The organism is Vibrio amylolyticus, from assembly GCF_023145695.1.
GTDB lineage: Bacteria > Pseudomonadota > Gammaproteobacteria > Enterobacterales > Vibrionaceae > Vibrio > Vibrio amylolyticus.
Window position 1 is genome coordinate 1 of sequence record NZ_JAJHVV010000026.1, and the last position, 2,311, is coordinate 2,311.

The 2,311-nt window shown below is 45.9% G+C and carries 2 protein-coding genes and 1 pseudogene; all 3 read left to right on the top strand.

The annotated features are described in order from the left end of the window. A partial coding sequence (locus KP803_RS21675; RefSeq protein WP_248010935.1) for a DUF1214 domain-containing protein occupies positions 1–991 on the top strand: 991 nt, incomplete at its 5' end. Positions 992–1,059: 68 nt separating this feature from the next. Then, positions 1,060–1,854, top strand: a complete 795-nt coding sequence (locus KP803_RS21680; protein ID WP_248010936.1) for a hypothetical protein — start codon at positions 1,060–1,062, stop codon at positions 1,852–1,854. 115 nt (positions 1,855–1,969) lie between these two features. Continuing rightward, positions 1,970–2,311, top strand: a pseudogene (locus KP803_RS21685) (hypothetical protein); the annotation flags it as partial.

Consider the following 2,311-nt stretch of genomic DNA (forward strand, 5'->3'; position numbering starts at 1 on the left):
TGCTCTTTCTTTATCTGCGTCTAACGCACTGGCTCAAGAAGCGCCAATTCCAGTCAACGTGCAAAACTTTGCGGAAGCAGAAATGGACGCTCGTATCTTCAGATTCATCGAAGCGGGCGGCATGAACCATGGCCTTATTTTCGAAGAAGCAACACCAACAGACATTCAGCCAGTACCGCGCATGAATCGCGATACGCTTTACGGCGCTATCCCAGTTGATACTAGCAAAGGCTTTACTATTACCATCCCTGAGCACCAGGATGATCGTTACGTTTCAGTTTACCTGCTAGATAACGACCACAAAACGATTGGTGTTTTAAAAGGCTCTGACACAGTACATACATTTGAAGAGCAAGCCGATACTCGTTACATCGTTGTTATTCCACGTATTCAACTATTCGATGCACAAGATGCTACTGACACTTCAATTGCACGTGACATTTTAAATGGCGTCGTCGTTAAGTCAGGCAGTACAGAGCCAAAGCCAATGGTTAATTGGGACTGGGAAGGTATGCTTGAGCTTCGTGCTTCTTACGACGATCCTTTCAAAGCGGTAACTCAATACCCGAACGACTGGCAAGGTGCCCGTGGCACGGTAGACCTGTATAAAGGTCACAATATGGCAGTGGCGACATCTTGGGGTCTGTTCCCAAGTGAAGAAACCGTATACATCGCACAGTCTCCTGAGCTAGGCACTGATACTTGTTACACAGCCAACTACGAACAACCAGAGAATACAGCATTCTGGTCTGTCACAGTTTACACCGCTGAAGGTTACATGTTCTCAGATAATAACAACATCAATAGCGCTTCTACTGACAAAAATGAAGACGGCACTGTAACGATTAACTACGGAAGCGTAGAGCAATGTGGTGACGTCACAAACCGCCTAGACACGACCGACGGCTGGAACCTGTTGTTCCGTGTTTATGAGCCTGCTCAATCTGTTATCGACGGTGAGTACACACTGCCAACTATCGTGGCTAAATAAAATTATCAAATAAACCATCATAAAAATTTGCACAAGGACGTGCCTCTAAACAATAAAAGGCACTTCTAATGAAAAGCAGTAAAACGATTCTATGTCTTGTTATCGCGGGCGCGTTAACGGTATCAGCACACTCAATCGCAAATGATTCAGATGTTCAAGATATGTCAGACCCTCTTGCAGTCTATACACAAGCAGGTCTTGGCTATACCGACAAGGGTTTAAATTTAAAAGTAGGTCAAACGTACGACACTGGCAGTGAGAGCACCATGGGCATGAATGTTCTGGAAGTGAAAGGCTTTGCAGGCGATGCCATTGGCTGGAATGGCCGCGGTGCAGACGACAGCATTGATGCTCTTCGCTACCGTAACTTTAACGTTGATATGACCAACGGGCGCGGCGCACAAGTGGATGTGAACTTAGGTTTCACTGATATAGGTACACAAGGGACAGCTTCATACAGCTTAATCCAAGCACTGCCAAAAATGGGACCACTTAACCTCTACCCATTAGCAGGTGTCGGGGTGGCGTTTGGTGAAACACTTGACGGATCTGGCGCGGGTGAAGCACAAGCACAAGACCGCTGGGACTTACATGGTACGTTTTATGTGGCGGGCCTATACAGCAAGTTAGAAATTACCGAAAACATCTGGTTGAACTACAACCCAATGTACACTGGCACGATGTCTGGATCTGACACATTTAAGAACCACGGAATGGACAACGACGACAGCGTATTGCTACACGAAGCGGCTCTGAGTTACCAAATTAACCCTCGTACCAATGTTCGCTACTTTGCAAACTGGACAGAAAACACGAATTACGCCAATGGCGACCACAGAATTGAAGTGAACTACCAGTTCTAGATAGACACAATAAAAATAAGACAAGCTGACTCAGTCAGCACAATAAAACATCCACGGAATTACTGCACAAGGATGTGCCTTTATACAAACATATAAATTCTTAAAGGCACATATTATGAAAAGCAACAAAACTCTTCTAGCTCTTAGCATTGCAGCATTGACTCTTTCTAGCAACGCATTCGCAGCAGACTCACAAGTTCACGACGCTGACCCTCGTAACACAGCATGGCGTGGCGGCATCGCAACTGACCACAACGGTGAAATCAAACTGGTTGCCGGTGGCGGTTTTAACAACCTATACGGCAATGGCGAATACCAAACGCAAACCATCATGATTGGTGAGTACTTCACCCAATCTGAGAACATTCGCTTTCGTTTGGCTAACTTTGATGAGCGCTTCGGTGGCGTTTACCTTGATACAAATTTAACTGACGCGTCGAACCTCTACACCGCGGGT

Bases quoted from the DNA above. Each gene is read 5' to 3' on its own strand.
- KP803_RS21680 (WP_248010936.1), top strand. From the start codon at position 1,060: ATGAAAAGCAGTAAAACGATTCTATGTCTTGTTATCGCGGGCGCGTTA.